The organism is Amycolatopsis sp. NBC_01480 (genome assembly GCF_036227205.1).
GTDB lineage: Bacteria > Actinomycetota > Actinomycetes > Mycobacteriales > Pseudonocardiaceae > Amycolatopsis.
The window spans coordinates 9167707-9184381 of the sequence record NZ_CP109442.1; the positions used below are offsets into that span (position 1 = coordinate 9167707).

The 16675-nt window shown below is 72.6% G+C and carries 17 protein-coding genes and 1 pseudogene; 6 read left to right on the forward strand and 12 right to left on the reverse strand.

Features of this window, described 5'->3' with window-relative positions:
- Positions 1 to 103: 103 nt before the first annotated feature.
- The 3 genes and pseudogenes from ruvB to ruvC all read right to left on the reverse strand — a co-directional run.
- Positions 104 to 1177: a Holliday junction branch migration DNA helicase RuvB gene (gene ruvB, locus OG371_RS42685; RefSeq protein WP_329062691.1), complete on the reverse strand. Its 1074-nt coding sequence runs from the start codon at positions 1175 to 1177 to the stop codon at positions 104 to 106.
- 3 nt (positions 1178 to 1180) lie between these two features.
- On the reverse strand, positions 1181 to 1777 hold the full coding sequence (ruvA, locus tag OG371_RS42690; RefSeq protein WP_329062692.1) for a Holliday junction branch migration protein RuvA: 597 nt from the start codon (positions 1775 to 1777) through the stop codon (positions 1181 to 1183).
- Between the two features lie 89 nt (positions 1778 to 1866).
- A pseudogene (gene ruvC / locus OG371_RS42695) lies at positions 1867 to 2466 on the reverse strand (crossover junction endodeoxyribonuclease RuvC); the annotation flags it as partial.
- Positions 2467 to 2541: 75 nt separating this feature from the next.
- Between ruvC and OG371_RS42700 the strand changes: the two are divergent.
- Positions 2542 to 2991 (forward strand): cupin domain-containing protein, encoded by a 450-nt coding sequence (locus OG371_RS42700; RefSeq protein WP_329062693.1) that lies wholly within the window; start codon positions 2542 to 2544, stop codon positions 2989 to 2991.
- A gap of 107 nt (positions 2992 to 3098) precedes the next feature.
- Here the strand turns inward: OG371_RS42700 and OG371_RS42705 are convergent, their stop codons facing one another.
- The 4 genes from OG371_RS42705 to pdxT form a co-directional block, all read right to left on the reverse strand.
- A complete protein-coding gene (locus tag OG371_RS42705; RefSeq protein WP_329057553.1) occupies positions 3099 to 4367 on the reverse strand; it encodes an IS110 family transposase in 1269 nt (422 codons plus the stop codon).
- A gap of 265 nt (positions 4368 to 4632) precedes the next feature.
- Entirely contained in the window at positions 4633 to 5169 is a 537-nt protein-coding gene (locus OG371_RS42710; protein WP_329062694.1) for a DUF4262 domain-containing protein, read from the reverse strand.
- Positions 5170 to 5345: 176 nt separating this feature from the next.
- The gene (locus tag OG371_RS42715; protein ID WP_329062696.1) at positions 5346 to 6101 is read right to left on the reverse strand and encodes a YebC/PmpR family DNA-binding transcriptional regulator; all 756 of its coding nucleotides are present in this window, start codon (positions 6099 to 6101) and stop codon (positions 5346 to 5348) included.
- 59 nt (positions 6102 to 6160) lie between these two features.
- On the reverse strand, positions 6161 to 6805 hold the full coding sequence (gene pdxT, locus OG371_RS42720; RefSeq protein ID WP_329062698.1) for a pyridoxal 5'-phosphate synthase glutaminase subunit PdxT: 645 nt from the start codon (positions 6803 to 6805) through the stop codon (positions 6161 to 6163).
- Between the two features lie 457 nt (positions 6806 to 7262).
- Between pdxT and pdxS the strand changes: the two genes are divergently transcribed.
- Together pdxS and OG371_RS42730 are read left to right on the forward strand one after the other, a co-directional pair.
- Positions 7263 to 8177, forward strand: a complete 915-nt coding sequence (gene pdxS / locus OG371_RS42725; protein ID WP_329062700.1) for a pyridoxal 5'-phosphate synthase lyase subunit PdxS — start codon at positions 7263 to 7265, stop codon at positions 8175 to 8177.
- Positions 8178 to 8391: 214 nt separating this feature from the next.
- Complete coding sequence (locus OG371_RS42730) at positions 8392 to 9186, forward strand: maleylpyruvate isomerase family mycothiol-dependent enzyme (protein ID WP_329062702.1); 795 nt, start codon at positions 8392 to 8394, stop codon at positions 9184 to 9186.
- 41 nt (positions 9187 to 9227) lie between these two features.
- Here OG371_RS42730 and OG371_RS42735 read toward each other — a convergent pair whose 3' ends face one another.
- Positions 9228 to 9806: a helix-turn-helix domain-containing protein gene (locus tag OG371_RS42735; protein WP_442876047.1), complete on the reverse strand. Its 579-nt coding sequence runs from the start codon at positions 9804 to 9806 to the stop codon at positions 9228 to 9230.
- 55 nt (positions 9807 to 9861) lie between these two features.
- Between OG371_RS42735 and OG371_RS42740 the strand changes: the two genes are divergently transcribed.
- Positions 9862 to 10563: an AzlC family ABC transporter permease gene (locus OG371_RS42740; protein WP_329062704.1), complete on the forward strand. Its 702-nt coding sequence runs from the start codon at positions 9862 to 9864 to the stop codon at positions 10561 to 10563.
- Positions 10563 to 10883, forward strand: coding sequence for an AzlD domain-containing protein (locus OG371_RS42745; RefSeq protein ID WP_329062706.1), 321 nt, complete (start codon positions 10563 to 10565; stop codon positions 10881 to 10883). The genes OG371_RS42740 and OG371_RS42745 overlap by 1 nt, the downstream gene beginning before the upstream one ends.
- A gap of 6 nt (positions 10884 to 10889) precedes the next feature.
- On the opposite strand, the gene OG371_RS42750 is transcribed toward OG371_RS42745, so the two are convergent.
- Together OG371_RS42750 and OG371_RS42755 are read right to left on the reverse strand one after the other, a co-directional pair.
- On the reverse strand, positions 10890 to 11855 hold the full coding sequence (locus tag OG371_RS42750) for a DUF5937 family protein (protein ID WP_329062708.1): 966 nt from the start codon (positions 11853 to 11855) through the stop codon (positions 10890 to 10892).
- A 57-nt stretch (positions 11856 to 11912) separates the two neighbouring features.
- Entirely contained in the window at positions 11913 to 13346 is a 1434-nt protein-coding gene (locus OG371_RS42755) for an FAD-binding oxidoreductase (RefSeq protein WP_329062710.1), read from the reverse strand.
- Positions 13347 to 13486: 140 nt separating this feature from the next.
- Here OG371_RS42755 and OG371_RS42760 point away from each other — a divergent pair, with 140 nt between their 5' ends.
- Positions 13487 to 15598, forward strand: coding sequence for an elongation factor G-like protein EF-G2 (locus tag OG371_RS42760; protein ID WP_329062712.1), 2112 nt, complete (start codon positions 13487 to 13489; stop codon positions 15596 to 15598).
- A gap of 57 nt (positions 15599 to 15655) precedes the next feature.
- Here OG371_RS42760 and OG371_RS42765 read toward each other — a convergent pair whose 3' ends face one another.
- The gene (locus OG371_RS42765; protein WP_329062714.1) at positions 15656 to 16159 is read right to left on the reverse strand and encodes an XdhC family protein; all 504 of its coding nucleotides are present in this window, start codon (positions 16157 to 16159) and stop codon (positions 15656 to 15658) included.
- Positions 16160 to 16177: 18 nt separating this feature from the next.
- Positions 16178 to 16666, reverse strand: coding sequence for an NUDIX hydrolase (locus OG371_RS42770; protein WP_329062716.1), 489 nt, complete (start codon positions 16664 to 16666; stop codon positions 16178 to 16180).
- Positions 16667 to 16675: the final 9 nt, after the last annotated feature.

Sequence of the window (16675 nt, forward strand, 5' to 3'; positions counted from 1 at the left end):
CCGGTTTTAGCGGATGTGCTGTCTTCGAGTGTGCCAGGTGCCAGCGGAAACTCCAGCACCCACCGCCTGTTAACCCTCCGGCCGCCGGCCCCGGAGGGCTCCGTCAGCCCTGGTCGAACAGGGTGGGACCGCCCCGGTCGGGCCGTCCGGAATCGGGCGGGGGAACCAGGCCGAGATGCTCCCACGCGCCCGCGGTCGCGACCCGGCCCCGCGGAGTCCGGGCGAGCATACCCGCGCGGACCAGGTAGGGCTCGCACACCTCTTCCACGGTGCCCGGCTCCTCCCCCACGGCCACCGCGAGCGTCGAGACGCCGACCGGGCCGCCGCCGAACGAGCGGACCAGCGCGTTCAGCACGGCCCGGTCCAGCCGGTCCAGGCCCAGCTCGTCGACGTCGTAGACCTCGAGCGCGGCGCGCGCGACCTCGCGGTTCACGTTGCCGTCGGCGCGCACTTCGGCGTAGTCGCGGACCCGCCGGAGCAGGCGGTTCGCGATCCGGGGTGTGCCACGCGAGCGGCGGGCGATCTCGGCGCCGCCGTCACGGTCGATCGGGATGTCGAGGATCGTCGCGGCGCGCCGGACGACCAGCTCCAGCTCGGCGTCGGTGTAGAACTCCATCTGGCCGGTGAAGCCGAACCGGTCGCGCAGCGGGCCGGTCAGCGAGCCGGACCGGGTGGTGGCGCCGACCAGGGTGAACGGCGCGATCTCCAGCGGGATGCTGGTGGCGCCCGGACCCTTGCCGACCACCACGTCGACCCGGAAGTCCTCCATCGCCAGGTACAGCATCTCCTCGGCGGGCCGGGCGATGCGGTGGATCTCGTCGATGAACAGCACGTCGCCGGCGGCGAGGTTGGACAGCATCGCGGCCAGGTCGCCGGCCCGCTCCAGCGCGGGCCCGGAGGTGATCCGGATGGCCGCGCCCAGCTCCGCGGCGACGATCATCGCCATGCTCGTCTTGCCGAGGCCCGGCGGGCCGGACAGCAGTACGTGGTCGGGCGGGACGCCGCGCCGCCGCGCGCTCTCCAGCACCAGTTCCAGCTGCTCGCGCACGCGGGGCTGGCCCACGAACTCGTCGAGCTTGCGGGGCCGCAGCGTCGTCTCGACATCGCCCTCGCCGCTCTGCGGCAGGGCCGAGAGCGTTTCGTCGTCCGCTTCGAACTCGGTCACTTCGTGGTCCATCGGCTACTGCTTGCGGCCGAGGGTGGCGAGCGCCGCGCGCAGGACCGTGGCCGTGGTGTGCCCGTCGCCTTCGGCCAGGACCCGGTCGACGGCCTGTTCGGCTTGTTTCGCCGGGAAACCCAGTCCTGCCAGCGCTTCCACCACTTCGACGCGCAGCGCGCCGGGCGCGGACACCACCGGCGCCTCGCCCGTCCCGCCGAGCGCGGTGACCTTGTCGCGCAGCTCCAGGCTGAGCCGTTCGGCGCCCTTGCGGCCGATGCCGGGCACCTGCGTCAGCACGGTGATGTTGCCTTCGACGAGCGCGGCGCGCAGCTTGTCCGGCTCCAGCACGGCGAGGGTGGCCAGAGCGAGGCGCGGGCCGATCCCGGACACCGTCTGCAGCAGGCCGAACAGCTCGCGCGCGTCCACGTCGGCGAACCCGAACAGCGTCAGCGAGTCCTCGCGGACGATCAGCGCGGTGTGCAGCCGCACCTTCTCCCCGCGCCGCAGCGTCGAGAGCGTCGCGGGGGTGGCCTGCACGGCGAAGCCGACGCCGCCGACCTCGACCACCACGTGGTCCAGGCCGACCGACAGCACTTCGCCGTGTACCGAGGAGATCATCGCGGGGCTCCTGTGTTGTCCTGCTTGGTCTTTTCTTTCCCGGGCACGGGTTTCGGCACGGCTTGTTTGGGCGCCGCTTGTTTGGGCGCCGTCCGGGCGCGCCGGGCGGCCGGGGCGGAGGCGCCGCCGGCCTGTTTCGCCGCGGCGGCGAGCCGCGCCTTGTGCGTGCGGGCCAGCTCGGCCGCGCGGGCCTCGGCCTCGGCGAGGCGGACCCGCATCGGCTCGCGCCAGAGGTGGCAGATGGCCAGTGCCAGCGCGTCGGCGGCGTCGGCCGGGTGCGGTTTCACCTCGAGGTTGAGCAGGCGCATCACCATACCGGTGACCTGCGCCTTGTCCGCGCGGCCGGACCCGGTGACCGCGGCCTTGACCTCGCTGGGCGTGTGGAACACGACCGGCAGACCGCGGCGCGCCGCGGCCAGCGCGACCACCCCGCCCGCCTGCGCCGTGCCCATCGCGGTGCGGACGTTGTGCTGGGCGAACACGCGCTCCACGGCGACGGCCTCGGGCCGGTACCGGTCCAGCCAGGTCTCGACCTCGTCGGCGATGCCGAGCAGCCGGTGCGCGAGGTCGGCGTCCGGCGGCGTGCGCACCACCCCGACGGCGACCGCGCGAACGGTGCGGCCCTGGCCGCCGTCGACCACGCCGAGTCCGCACCTGGTCAGACCGGGGTCGACCCCGAGCACCCGCACACGCTCTCCTTCACCGGACGCGAACATTCGTTCGAGGTGCAGGCTACTGGGCGAGCTTGCGGCACGATGGGAGCCATGCCGGAGCCGGAGGAATTCATCAGCCACCTGGGTCTCGAGCCGCTGCCGGTGGAAGGCGGCCGGTTCGCCGAGAGCTGGCGCTCGGCCGAGGGCTCGGCGATCTACTACCTGCTGGTGGCGCCGGAGCACTCCGCGCCGCACCGGCTGGACCGCGCCGAGGTGTTCGTGCACCACGCGGGGGCGCCGGCGCGGATGCTGCTGCTGCACCCGGACGGCTCGGTGACCCGGCCGGTGCTCGGCACCGACGTCGCTCAAGGCCAGCGGCCGCAGGTGGTGGTGCCCGCGGGCACCTGGCAGGCCACCGTCACGCTCGGTTCCTGGAGCCTGCTCGGCACGGTCGTGGTGCCGCCCTACACCGACGACTGCGTGGAGTTCGCGGACGCGGCCACGCTCGCCGCCCAGTTCCCGGCCGCCGCCGAGGACCTGCGCGCCCTGCCCCGCCCGTAAAAGCTCGTGAGTGTTCATGACGGTTCTGACCCGAAAATGATGGTGACCGGGCGTGCGACAGCGCCCGGCGGAGCCGGGTGGGTTGTGGGGTGTGCTGGCCGGTGTGGTCAGGCGACGGGTTCGAGGGTGACGTGGTAGCCGAGTGCTTGGAGCTGGCGGATGTGGCCGGCTTTCTGGCGTTCGGTGCCGCGTTGCCGCTGGTAGAACTCCGCCCCGAGGTCCCGGTAGCGGGCCTCGGAGTCGGACAGCAGATGCCAGACGATCACCAGGATGGATCGCCCGACCGCGACGATCGCACGGTTGGTACCCCGCCGTCTCGCGATGCGCCGGTAACGTTCTCCGAGGAAGGTGTCCGTTCTGCCGACGACGACAGCGATCTCCCCGAGTACCGAGGCGAGGTAGCGGTTGCCGTGCCCGGTCGCGGAGCGGCCCTTGCGCCGACCCGCGGATTCCGACACTCCCGGCGCGAACTTCGCCCAGGAGCTCAGGTGCGCGGGGGTGGGGAACCGGGACATGTCCACACCGATCTCGGCGATGATCACCGAGGCCGCGGTGACACCCACGCCGATGATCTCATCGAGCCGGGCCACCGCCACCGCGAAAGGGGCCAGCGCCTGCTCGACCTCGGTCTCCACCGCCGTGAGGTCGGCGTCGATGCCGTCGATCCGGCGCAGCATCGTCGCCAGCAGGAACGCGTGGTGATCGGTGAACCGGCCGGTCAGCGCTTCCTCCAGGACCGGGATCTTGCGGCGCATTCCCGCCTTCGCCAGCTGCGCCAACTGCTGCGCGTTGCGTTGCCCGTCAATCAGCTGCGCCATCATCGCCCGCCCGGACACCCCGAAAATATCCGACGCGACCACCGAGAGTTTGATGCAGGCGTCTTCGAGCAGCTTCTCCACCCGGTTCTTCTCACTCGTGCGGGCCCGGACCAGATCACAGCGATAGCGGGTCAGGTCCCGCAACCGCCGAACTTCGGGCGGAGGCACGAAACTCGGGCGCAGCATCTGCCGCTCGGCGACCTTGCACAACCACACCGCGTCCAGCCGGTCGGTCTTGGGCCGCCCCGGCAGATGCTTCACATCACGGGCGTTGACCAGCCACACCTGCCGCCCCGGCCGCTCCAGCAGATAAAACACCGGCTTCCAGTAATCCGAGGTCGCCTCCATCACCACGCGGGTGACACCCAGCTCCGCGAGCCGGTCCGAGAGCAGCAGCAACGACCGCGTCATCGTCGAATACGGCCGCACCTCCTGCAACCGCCGACCCGGATGAACCCGATCAGGCACCCGCACACAACACATCACCTCGGCCTTGCCCACATCAATCGCCGCGACCCGCTCGATGATCTCCTCATGATCCTGCGCCTCGGCCAGCATCACACCCACCTCCCAGCAGCGTCCCCGGGACAACCAACGGCTGCCCGGGGAACCACCAGGGAAACACAGAATCTGATCCGCGTGCTCGAAGCAACAGTCAAAGGCCCACCACGCAGTTCCCAGCGCCCGACTAACCGACGGCCTCCACCACAACCAAAGAACCACGACGTCAACAGGCAGCCAACCACAATTTTCAGCCCACAAAGGCACGCCCGCAAGGGCGACCCCAACTAACCGGCATGAACACTCACGAGGAGTGTCGGGCTCAGGGGCCGTCGACGCCCGGGGTCCAGCTCTCCGGGAGGCCGGACTCGGTCAGCACCGGCTGCCATTCGCCGAAGCCCTCGGGCGCGTCGGCGTGCCACGGGAACTGCCCGTCCGGCGTGGCGACGAGGATCTGCAGCGCCGGGAAGTCGCCGTCCGGGTAGACCAGGAACGCGGAGCCGAAGTACTCGAGGTAGTGCCCCTTGGCCACGCGCTCGAACACGACCTGGCCGCCCTCGAAGAAGTCGTCGTAGCGCTTGCCGACCTCGAAGATCTCGCCGTTGGCCGCGCGGTCGACGTACGCGTCGAGCAGCGTCGGGCCCATGTCGCCGGGCAGGCCGACGACCACGGCCTCGGGCACGCTGTGCAGCGCCCAGGCGCAGGCGGTGAAGCTGTAGCCGGCCCCGTTGTCGTCGTCCGGAACCGCGATGACGGCGTTGCCCCGTTCCTTCGCCTGGGCTTCGATCCATTCGATCAGGCGCTGTTCTTCGGAAACGGGGGCTGGGGAGGCGGGGGCTCGGGGCGTCACGGCGCACATTGTGCCGTACCCGCGCGGCTGAGCCCAGGCCCGACGCGCGCGAATTTTCCCGGGCACACCAAGGGATCCGGCTACTCACGAGTTCGATCGCGGCGGAATCCCTGCCCCGGCGCGAAAAAACCGCACGGCCCGTTTTCCGGCCCGCGCGGTTTTTTCGTTCGGAAAGACTGAAGACTTCAGTCGATCTCGGCCATGACCTCATCGGGCACGTCGAAGTTCGCGTAGACGTTCTGCACGTCGTCGCAATCCTCGAGCGCGTCGATCAGCCGGAAGACCTTCTTCGCGCCCTCGGCGTCCAGCTCCACGGTCATCGACGGGAGGAAGGTCAGCTCCGCGGACTCGTACTCGAACCCGGCCTCCTGCAGCGCCTTGCGCACCGGGACCAGGTCACCGCCCTCGGAGACGATCTCGAAGTTCTCGTCGAGGTCGTTGACCTCCTCGGCGCCGGCGTCGAGGACCGCCATCAGGACGTCGTCCTCGGTGGTGCCGCTCTTGGGCATGATCACCACGCCCTTGCGGTCGAACAGGTACGCCACCGAGCCCGGGTCGGCCAGCGACCCGTTGTTCCGGGTGAGCGCGGTCCGGACCTCCATCGCGGCGCGGTTCTTGTTGTCGGTCAGGCACTCGATCAGCACCGCCACGCCGTTGGGGCCGTAACCCTCGTACGTGATGTTCTGCCAGTCGGCGCCGCCCGCCTCCTCACCGCCGCCGCGCTTGCGCGCGCGCTCGATGTTGTCCTGCGGGACCGAGTTCTTCTTCGCCTTCTGGATGGCGTCGTAGAGCGTGGGGTTGCCCTCGGGATCACCACCGCCGGTGCCGGTCCGCGCGGCCACCTCGATGTTCTTGATCAACCGGGCGAAGAGCTTGCCACGCTTCGCGTCGATGTTGGCCTTCTTGTGCTTCGTCGTCGCCCACTTGGAGTGGCCGCTCATCTCTCCTCCATCTGTTCCGCGTCCGCCCGGTCCTCACGCCCCGGACGCCGCCATTGCGCTCAGGCTTCCCGCACGAGCTCGACGAACAACCGGTGCACGCGCTCGTCCCCGGTGATCTCCGGGTGGAACGCGGTGGCCAGCACCGCCCCCTGCCGGACGGCGACGATCCTAGCCGCCGGCTCGCCGCCCACCGGGTCCTCGGGCACCAGCCCGGCCGGCACGGTGGCCAGCACCTCGACCCCCGCACCCGCCTTCTCGACCCAGGGGGCGCGGATGAACACCGCGTGCACCGGCCCGCCCGGCACGCCGGCGAAGTCCAGGTCCACCTCGAACGAGTCGACCTGCCGGCCGAACGCGTTGCGCCGGACCACCACGTCGAGCCCGCCGAGCTGCTGCTGGTCCGGGCGCCCGTCGAGCGCCTGCCGGGCCAGCAGGATCATCCCGGCGCACGAGCCGAACGCGGGCATCCCGTCCGCGATCCGCGCGCGCAGCGGCTCCAGCAGCTCGAAGCTCTCCAGCAGCCGCGACATCGTGGTGGACTCGCCGCCGGGCAGCACCAGTCCGTCCACTTCGGACAGCTCGGCGGCGCGGCGGACCGGGACGGCCCGCGCGCCGGCGCGCTCCAGCATCGCGACGTGCTCGCGCACGGCACCCTGCAGGGCGAGCACGCCGACCACCGGCCGCGCTCCCGAAGCTGTCGCCACCCGACCTCCCGAAAAACGTTCCGCCCAGCTTAGGGGGACGGCTTGCCGGCCGTCCCGCCAGGTCAGAACGCCGGACGGCGGGGCCGCCGCGCCGTCACCCGCACGAGCGGCGATCAGGACCGCTCGACGGCACCGGACGCGCGCCACCGGCGAAGTGGACTGCCGAAATCGCCGCCGAGTGGCCACCCGCGAGGTGGTCTTCCGGCCGGGCACCATCACCCGGACGGGCCGCCGCAACCGACCTGGCCAGGGCCGTGACTCCAGTTTACGCCGCTGGTGAACCCGCTGTTCAGCGCCGTTTCCGCCGGGAGTGACCCGGGCCACGAGGATGGATCCCCTGGTCGGGACGGCCGCGGAAGTGGACTGCCGAGATACCCGTCCACTGGCCTGCCTCAGCGGTCCACCTCGGACCTACCCTCGAAGGTGTCCAGCGAGTTCCGCGAGAAAGGCCCCCGAGTTGTCCGAGCAGCAGCCCAGCCCCGCACCCCAGTCCGCCACCGGCACCGCCAAGGTGAAGCGCGGCATGGCGGAGATGCTCAAGGGCGGCGTGATCATGGACGTGGTCACCGCCGAGCAGGCCAAGATCGCCGAGGACGCCGGCGCGGTCGCGGTGATGGCGCTCGAGCGCGTGCCCGCCGACATCCGCGCGCAGGGCGGCGTCGCGCGGATGAGCGACCCGGACCTGATCGACGGCATCATCGAGACCGTCTCGATCCCGGTGATGGCGAAGGCCCGCATCGGCCACTTCGTCGAGGCGCAGGTGCTCCAGTCGCTCGGCGTCGACTACATCGACGAGTCCGAGGTGCTCACCCCCGCGGACTACGCGAACCACATCGACAAGTGGGCGTTCACCGTGCCCTTCGTCTGTGGCGCGACCAACCTGGGCGAGGCACTGCGGCGGATCACCGAGGGCGCGGCGATGATCCGCTCCAAGGGCGAGGCCGGCACCGGCGACGTCTCCAACGCCACCACGCACATGCGCAAGATCCGCGGCGAGATCCGCAAGCTGGGCTCGCTGCCCGAGGACGAGCTGTTCGTCGCGGCGAAGGAGCTGCAGGCGCCGTACGAGCTGGTCAAGGAGGTCGCGCAGCAGGGCAAGCTGCCGGTGGTGCTGTTCACCGCCGGCGGCATCGCGACCCCGGCCGACGCGGCCATGATGATGCAGCTCGGCGCCGAGGGCGTGTTCGTCGGCTCCGGCATCTTCAAGTCCGGCAACCCGGCCCAGCGCGCCGAGGCGATCGTCAAGGCCACCACTTTCTACGACGACCCGGACGTGCTGGCGAAGGTCTCGCGCGGGCTGGGCGAGGCGATGGTCGGCATCAACGTCGAAGAGCTGGCGGAGCCGCACCGCCTCGCCGAGCGCGGCTGGTAAAGCCACTTCGATCGAGGGGCCCGGTGGACGTCCGTCCGCCGGGCCCCTCCTGCGCGCGGGGTGGCCCGGACGCGTGGCCGCGGTGACGACCGGCCGGAAAACGGAAAATCGTGCCGGGGACTGTCGATTCCGGCTAGCGTCGATCGACGCGTAGCCGAAGGCGCCCGCCGGGGGCGGGCGCTGGGCACGCTCCCCGACACCGAGGACACTCACGATGACTGAACTGAACGCGGAAACCACCCGGCGCGCGATCGTCGAGCACACCCGGCGGCTGGCGGAGGCGGCCGCCGCGGCCGGGCCCGGCGCCGCGGTGCCCACGGCGCCGAAGTGGACCGTCACCGAACTGGTCGCGCACGTCGGCCAGACCCAGCACTGGGTCGCGGAGATCATCGAACGGCGCATCACCGACCCGACCCAGCTGCCCGCGGAGATGGCCGTGCCACCGGCCGATTCCGGCGAGTGGCCGGAATGGCTGTCGGCGTCCGCGCAGCGGGTCGCGAACGCGTGCTCGGACGACGCGCTCGCCGCGCCGGTGTTCAACGCCGCCGGAGACGAACGGTCCGGCGGCCAATTCTGGATGACCAGCATGCTGAACGAGGCCGTTGTCCACGGCTTCGACGCGGCCCACGCGGCGAACCGGCCGGCCGAAGTCGAAGCCGACATCGCCGCAGCGCTGATCGGCAACCACCTCGCGATGCTCACCTCGCCCACGTGGACGATGCAGCGGCCCGAGTCCGCTCAGGCCATCCGCGGCACCGGGCAGACCCTGTTGTGGCAGGCGACCGACGCCGAGGCGGCCTGGTTCGTCGAGCGGCGGCCGGAAGGGGCGGCGTGGCAGCCCGGCACCCGGGCGGCCGACGTGACGGTGACCGGCCCGGCCCGATCGCTGCTGCAGGTCCTGACCCGCCGGCTCCCGTTGTCCGACGGCGAAACCGCCGGCCTCGGCATCGACGGCGACACCGGCCTCGCCCAGCACTGGGTCGACAACACCGCCCACGCCAGCGACTGACCGAGAGCGCGGCCCCGCCGACGTCCGGCGGGGCCGCTCCGTCAGGAGTATTCGGAGATCTCCACCCCGAACGTGCCCGGCTCCAGCGCCTCGAAGATGTGCCGGACGTCGCCGGGATAGGAGATGTAGTCGCCGGGCAGCAGCTCGACCGGGTCGTCGGTCACGCCGACGCGGGCCCGCCCGGCGCAGATCACGATGTGCTCGACCACGCCGTTCATGTGCGGGTCCGACCGCCGCGGGGTGCCCGGCTCCGCGCGGATCAGGTACACGTCCCGGCGGGCCGACGGCGGGCACGCGGAAAGCAGCGTGCACGCGTAGTCGGCGTGCTCGGCGAACACCGTCGGCCCCTTGCCCGCGCGGATCACGCGGACCTGCGGCCGCTCGGGTTCGACCAGCCGGGAGAACGGCACGTCGAGCGCGACGCCGAGCGCCCACAGCGTCTCGACACTGGGGTTGCCCGAGCCGGATTCCAGCTGCGACAGCGTGGACTTCGCCAGCCCCGCGAGCCGCGCCAGCTCGGTCAGGGAGAGGCCGGCGCGGGTGCGTTCGCGGCGCAGCGACGTCGCGATGATGTCGAGCGGCGCGCTCCCGGTGTCGTGCGACATGTGTGTTCGCTCCATCAGTCTTCTCGTTCGCCTTGACGAACGACCTGGGTCGTGTTCAGTATAGGGCACTATGCGTTCGATATGGCGAACACTCGACCGGGGCCTGGCCCGGGACATCGGCCTGGTCTGCCTGGCCGACGCCCTGGTCGGCGTGTCCTACGGGGCTATCTCGGTGAGCTCCGGCTTCCCGTTCTGGGCCCCGATGTTGTTGTCCCTGCTGGTTTTCGCCGGCGCTTCGCAGTTCATGTTCGTCGGCATCGTGGCGGCGGGCGGCAACCCGCTGGCCGCCGTCGTGGTCGGCCTGCTGGTGAACACGCGGCACGTGCCGTTCGGCTTCGCGATCGGCGACGTGCTCGGCACGCGCTGGGCGAACCGGATCGCGGGCAGCCACCTGATGATCGACGAATCGGTGGCGTTCGCGTTGGCGCAGAAGGATTTCAGCCGCAAACGCGCGGCGTACTGGGCCTGTGGCACCGGCCTGTTCGTGTCCTGGAACGTCGGCGTGCTGCTGGGCGCCTTCGCGGGCACGGCGATCAGCAACACCGGCGCGTTCGGCCTGGACGCCGCGTTCCCCGCCGTGCTGCTGGCCCTGGTCCTGCCGTCCCTGCGCGACCGGGCCACCCGGCTGCCCGTGCTGCTCGGCGTGCTGGCCGCGCTGATCGCGACGCCGTTCCTGCCCGCCGGGCTGCCCGTGCTGTTCGCCTTGGTGGGCGTGGTCGCGGGCGCCGCGGCGAAGGAGCCGAAAGCCCGTGAACCCGAGGAGGTGCAGTGATGGACGGCGTCGAGCTGCTCATCGCGATCGCGGTGCTGGGCGCGGGGACGTTCGCGTTCCGGCTCGCCGGGCCGATGCTGCGGACCCGGGTGAACCTGTCCCCGCGCGCGGAACGGCTGATGGCGCTGTCCGCGATCGTCCTGCTGGCCGCGCTGGTCGCCACCAGCGCGCTGACCGAGGGCCATTCGTTCGCCGGGATCGCCCGCCCGGCCGGGGTGCTGGTCGGCGGGGTGCTGGCCTGGCGCAAGGCCCCGTTCGTCGCGGTGGTGGTCGCCGCCGCGGCCACCGCCGCGCTGCTCCGCCTGGCCGGGGTGCCGTGACTGGGTTCAGGCCCCGGCCGCGACCAGCTCGTCGGCCGCGGCGGTGCGGACGTGCGTGCCGTCCGGTGCGGTCGTGAGCAGGCCGGCGAGGGCCAGCAGCTCCAGGTGTTTGGCGACGACGGCCGGCTTCAGCCCGGTGCGCCGCACCAGCCCGGCCGTGTCGGCGGGCGTCGCGAGTGCGGCGAGCAGGATGCTGCGGCTGCGCCCGAGAACCCCGCGCAACGCGGCGGGCGACTGCGTTCCGCCGGCCTCCCACAGCCCGGCCAGCCCCCGCGCCGGATACCTCAGCACGGGCTGCGAACCCGCGTGCGTCCGGGAAACCACCCGCGGCCAGACGAAAACCGACGGCGCCAGCACCAGTCCCCGCCCGTGTGACGCACCGGGCGCGTGTACCAGGAACTCTTCGCCGACGGTCAGCCCGCCGTCGGCCCACCGGACGGCGGGCGCCAGGTCGGCGAAGAGGTCCTGCACCGCGCCGGCCGCGACCAGCCGGGAACGGTGCAGGACATCGCCTTCCAGCAGCGCACGCATACGCGGCCACGCGGGCGCGAGGGCCACCGCCCAGTAGCGCTCCATCAGGTTCGCCAGCCGCTCCAGCCCGGCTTCCGGATCGCGGTGCAGCCGGGTGAGCGCGGCCGGCCACGGCGGGTCCATCCGCTCCAGCTCGCGCCGGACCGCGCGGGCCGGGACGTCGCGCAGGTCCGCCAGCTCGTCGGCCAGCTCCGGCACCGGCGACGCGGGCGCCGGCGCCAGGAACCGCGGCACGTGCCGGCCGGCCACCAGGTCGGCCAGCGGCGTGACGTCCACCCCGGCCTCGTCCAGCGCCGCGGCTGCCTGCTTCACCCAGGGCAGGTGCAGCGCGTGCTCCCCCGGGTGCCGCAGCACGCCGGCGCTGGCCACGATCTCCCACAACGGCGAGAACGCCAGCCGCGTCCGCGCGAGCTCGTCCACGGACCAGGCCACGTCGAGCACGCGCCACCTCCTCGGCTGCCAGGAATCGGTCGAGTGTAGACGGTCTGTTGTGGACGGTCAGGCACGGGTTACGGCCTGGGGGAAGGAGAATAACCCGTCCGGGTCATAACGGCGGGCGATGGCGCGCAGCCTCGGCAGGTTCGCGCCGTAGTAGGCCCGGCCCCAGTCGGGCATCTCCGGGTCGAGGTAGTTGACGTAGCCGGTGGTGCCGAACTCCGGCCCGAGCCCGTCACGCAGGCGGCCGATCTCCCGCCGCGCCGCCGCCTCCCCGGCCGGCGCGACGTCGTGCAGGAACTGGAAACTCGCGAGCGCCCGCCGGTGCGGGAACGCGGAGTCGCCGCGCGCGATCGCGCCGCCCCCGCCGTCCACGATCGTGTAAGCACCGGGATCCTCGCTCACCATGGCGACCACCGCGGCCGGGTCCGCGGCGGGCCGCATGAGCATCCGCGAGGTCGCCACGTAGCCGGCTGGCTGCACCCGTCCCCCGCCGCCGCCCCAGCCGGGCCCGCACGACGGGCCGGACAGGTCGTCGCAGCCGGCGAAGTACCGCATGGTGCCGAGGAAGTCCGTCTCCGGCTCCTCCCGCGCGACCGGCGCCGTCCCCACCTGCCGGACGAAGTCGTCGAGGATCGGCTTCAGCCGGGTCCGCGGCCCGACGAAACAGCCGCCGAAGTTCGCCGCCGTGGCGCCGAGTCCGAGGTCGGACCACAGCTCGTCGGGCATCCGCGGCTGCCAGTCCTGCCACGCGGCGAACAGCGCCGCGCCCGCCGCGGGCGGGAACTGCAAGCTGAACGACGTCAGATCCGGGGCCGCCACGGTGCGGAAGGTGAACGAGGTGACGATGCCGAAGTTGCCGCCGCCCCCGCCGCGCAGCGCCCACAGCAGGTCCGGTTCGCTGGCCGCCGAAACGGTGCGCAGGCAGCCATCCGCCGTCACCACCCGCGCGGACTCGAGGTGGTCGCAGGTCAGCCCGTACGCGCGGCCCAAAACCCCGACGCCGCCGCCGAGCGTGAGCCCGGCGATGCCGACGGTCGGGCAGGTCCCCGCGGGCAGCGCGCGACCGGCCGCGCCGAGCGCCGCGTAGACCGGGCCCAGCCGGGCGCCGGCCCCGACGACCGCGCGCCCGTCCGGCCGGACCTCGATGCCGGCGAGCCGGCCGAGGTCCACCACCAAGCCACCGTCCACAGTGGAGTAACCGGCGTAGCTGTGGCCGCCGGACCGGGCGGCGAGCGGAATGCCGTGCCGGGCCGCGAAGTCCACACAGGCCTGGACGTCCTCGGCCCGCGCGCAGCCCGCGATCGCGGCCGGGTGGTGGTCGTAGATCGTGAAGTAGCCGTGGCGCGCTTCCTCGTAACCCGTGTCGCCGGGGCGCAGCAGCGACCCGGTCAGCCGCCGCCGGAGCCCGTCCCAGAGATCGGGCCCCGGTCTCGCGCCGAGCCCGGTGGCCGCCGCCCCGGACAGCACCAGGAACGTCCGCCTGCTGATCGTCATCGTGGTCCCCCTCGCGCTCACCTGTGCGCGGGACGGGGGGCAAACGGCTGGTCCCCCCGGCCTCGCCTTGCCCTGCCCAGGGTAGCGGGTGTGTGATCGAGGACACATCGCGTACACCCGCCGTTCGCCGAGGAGCCGTCATGGCCGACAAACAGAGCAGGAGCACCGACACCGGGGCCGCCGTCGCTGTGGCCGACCCCGCCAAGGTCCGCAACGTCGTGCTCGTCGGGCCTTCGGGATCGGGGAAGACCACGCTCACCGAGGCCCTGCTGGCCGCGTCCGGCACCGTGCCGCGGGCCGGCACCGTGATCGACGGGACCACGGTCTGCGACCACGACCCGGCGGCGGTCCGCCAGCAGCGCTCGGTCGGGCTGTCCGTCGCCCCGGTCCTGCACCAGGGTTGCAAGATCAACCTCATCGACACCCCCGGGTACGCCGATTTCGTGGGCGAGCTGCGCGCCGGGCTGCGCGCCGCCGACGCGGCCCTGTTCGTGGTGTGCGCCGCCGAAGGCGTGGACGCCGCCACGGTCGCGGTGTGGGAGGAATGCGCGTCGGTCGGCATGCCGCGCGCCGTGGTCGTCTCGCGCCTCGACCACCACCGCGCGGACGCGCTCGCCGAGATCGCCGCGTGCCAGGCCGCGTTCGGCGCCGGCGTGCTGCCGCTCTACCTGCCGACGCGGGACGGCCTGGCCGGCCTGATCACCCAGCGCTACTTCGACTACTCCGCCGGCCACCCGGCGCGCGTCGGCGAGCTGGACGCCGCCGACCTGGCCGGGCTGGCCGACGCCCGCAACGAGCTGATCGAGGGCATCATCGCCGAGAGCGAGGACGAAACCCTGATGGAGCGGTACCTCGGCGGCGAAGAGATCGCCGAGGAGACGCTGATCGCCGACCTCGAGACGGCCGTCGCGCGCGGCTCGTTCCACCCGGTCATCCCGGTCTGCGCCACCAGCGGGACCGGCCTGGCCGAGGTGCTCGACGGCATCGTCCGCGCCTTCCCCTCGCCGCTGGAGCACCGGCCGCCCGAGGTGACCACGCCCGAAGGCGGCCCGCACGGCGCGCTTTCGGCCGACCCGGAGGGACCGCTCGCCGCGGAGGTCGTGCGCACCGCCGTCGACTCCTACGTCGGGCGCGTTTCGCTGGTCCGCGTCTTTTCCGGGACGCTGCGGCCGGAGAACGCCGTGCACGTCTCCGGCCACGGGCTCGCCGAGCGCGGCCACGAGGACCACGACGCCGACGAGCGCGTCGCGCACCTGTACTCCCCGCTCGGCGCGAACCTGCGCGAGGTGCCGTACTGCGTGGCCGGTGACCTGTGCGCGCTGACGAAGGTCGGCTCCGCCGAAACCGGCGACACGGTGTCGTCCCCGGAGGACCCGCTGGTGATGAAACCCTGGCGGATGCCCGAGCCGCTGCTGCCGGTCGCCGTCGTCGCGAAAACCCGCAGCGACGAAGACACGTTGTCGCGCAACCTTTCCCGGCTCGTCGCGGGCGATCCGACACTGCGGCTGGACCGCAACGCCGAGACCGGCCAGCTCGTGCTGTGGTGCATGGGCGAGGCGCACGCCGACGTGGTGCTGTCCCGGCTGCGGGCGGGCGGCGCGGACGTCGGCACCGAGCCGGTGCGGATCAGCCTGCGCGCCACGTTCGCCAAACCCGCGCGCGGGCACGGGCGGCACGTCAAGCAGTCCGGCGGCCACGGCCAGTTCGCCGTCTGCGACCTCGAGGTGGAGCCGCTGCCGCGCGGCGCCGGCTTCGAGTTCGTCGACAAGGTGGTCGGCGGATCCGTGCCGCACCAGTTCATCCCGAGCGTGGAGAAGGGTGTGCGGGCGCAGCTGCGGCGCGGGCTCGGCGACGGGCACCCGGTGGTGGACGTGCGCGTGACCCTCGTCGACGGCAAGGCCCACAGCGTCGACTCCTCCGACGCCGCCTTCCAGACCGCCGGCGCGCTCGGCCTGCGCGAGGCCGCGGCCGCTGCCGGGGTCACGCTGCTGGAGCCGCTGGACGAAGTGGCCGTCACGCTGCCGGACGAGCACCTCGGCACGGTGCTGGGCGACCTGTCGTCACGCCGTGGCCGGGTGCTCGGCACAGAGGCTGGCGAAGGCGGGTTCACGGTGATCCGCGCGGAAGTCCCGGCTGCTGAACTCCTGCGTTATGCCGTTGATCTGCGCTCGCTGTCGTCGGGAACGGCCGCTTTCACCCGCCGTCCCGCCCGCTTCGAGCCGATGCCCGAAGGAGCCGCCGTCCTGGGCTGAACGGGCTCGTGAGTGTTGATGACGGTTAGAACCGTCATGAACACTCACGAGGGGTCTTCAGAACTCGAAGCCGCCGGGCCGGTCGTTGCGGTCGGCGAGCAGGCCGGCCAGGGTGGCGATGGCGATCTCCGGCGGGGTGCGCGAGCCGATGTTCAGCCCGACCGGCCGGTGCACCCGCGCGATGTCCGGCGCCGGCACGCCGAGCGCGGTCAGCGCCTCGACGTGCGGGCCCGGGTGCCGCGGGTTGCCGAGCACGCCGATCCAGCGCGGGTCGCCGGCCAACGCGGTCTGCAGCACCTCGCCCAGCTCGGGCCGGTGGTGGTCGGTGACCACGACGTCGGTGCCGCGGTCCAGCTCCGGCGCCGTGGTGCGGACGTCGGCATCGCCGGTGGCGCGCGCGGCGTCGGGCTCGAACAGCACGGTGCGGTAGCCCGCGTCGGCGGCGTAAGCCAGCAGGTACCGCGAGACGGGCGAGGCGAACACGGCGACCAGCGTCCGCTCGGCCGGCTCGTCCTCGGCTTCGCCGTGCGCGACCGCGCAGGCATCCGGTTCAGCGGTCATGGCCCCAGTCTGCCACCGCTACACGTCCGGTTCGGCGAACTCGAAGTACTCCGGCAGCGGGGCGGTGCCCGCGAGCTTGAAATACCGCACCTTCCGGCGGCGGCGCAGCGCCAGGGTGTCGCGGACCGCGTCGTTGTGCACGCGCCGCGCGATCACGACGCGGTGCTCGGCGTCGGTCAGCTCCTCGGCCAGCACCGCGGGCAGCCGGGACCGGTCGACGCGGGCGAGCACCAGCGTCAGCTCGTTCTCCTCGGCCTCGCGGTCGGCGCGAGCCGCGCCTTCGGCCCGCTCGGCCGCGGCGTGCAGCCCGGCGCCGTCGCTGTCGAGCAGCACCGCGGCGGCGCGCGCGACCACCGCGCGCCGGGCGAGCGCCGCGTCGAGCGCCGCCCAGCCCGCGTCGGTGCGCACGTGCAGGCGGTCGAGCCGGTTCGCCGTCGCCACCAGGAAAAGCCCGCCCAGCAAGACAATCACGGCGACGACGGGCAGCAGCCAGGCCAGCACGCTCATGCGCCCGCC